Raw genomic sequence first — 236 nt, 5'->3', positions numbered from 1 at the left:
GCGAGCGTGCAACATGGCTTTCAACAGCATCGAAGAACTCCTCGAAGACTACCGGCAAGGCAAAATGGTACTGCTGGTGGACGACGAGGATCGAGAAAACGAAGGCGACCTGCTGATCGCCGCCGAGCGCTGTGACGCCCAGGCCATCAACTTCATGGCCCGCGAAGCACGTGGCCTGATCTGCCTGACCTTGACCGACGATCCCTGCCAGCGCCTGGGCCTGGAGCAGATGGTGC

The 236-nt window shown here is 61.0% G+C and carries 1 protein-coding gene; it reads left to right on the top strand.

What is annotated here, in order from left to right; translation table 11 throughout:
* Window positions 1-13: 13 nt before the first annotated feature.
* The coding region (locus tag SB725_RS33925) for a 3,4-dihydroxy-2-butanone-4-phosphate synthase (RefSeq protein WP_410923789.1) at window positions 14-236 on the top strand (223 nt) is incomplete at its 3' end.

It is taken from the genome of Pseudomonas sp. SIMBA_041 (assembly GCF_046535095.1).
Classification (GTDB): Bacteria; Pseudomonadota; Gammaproteobacteria; order Pseudomonadales; family Pseudomonadaceae; genus Aquipseudomonas; species Aquipseudomonas mucoides.
Note: the sequence above shows the minus strand (reverse complement) of the source record. Positions and strands in the feature narration are given on the sequence as shown.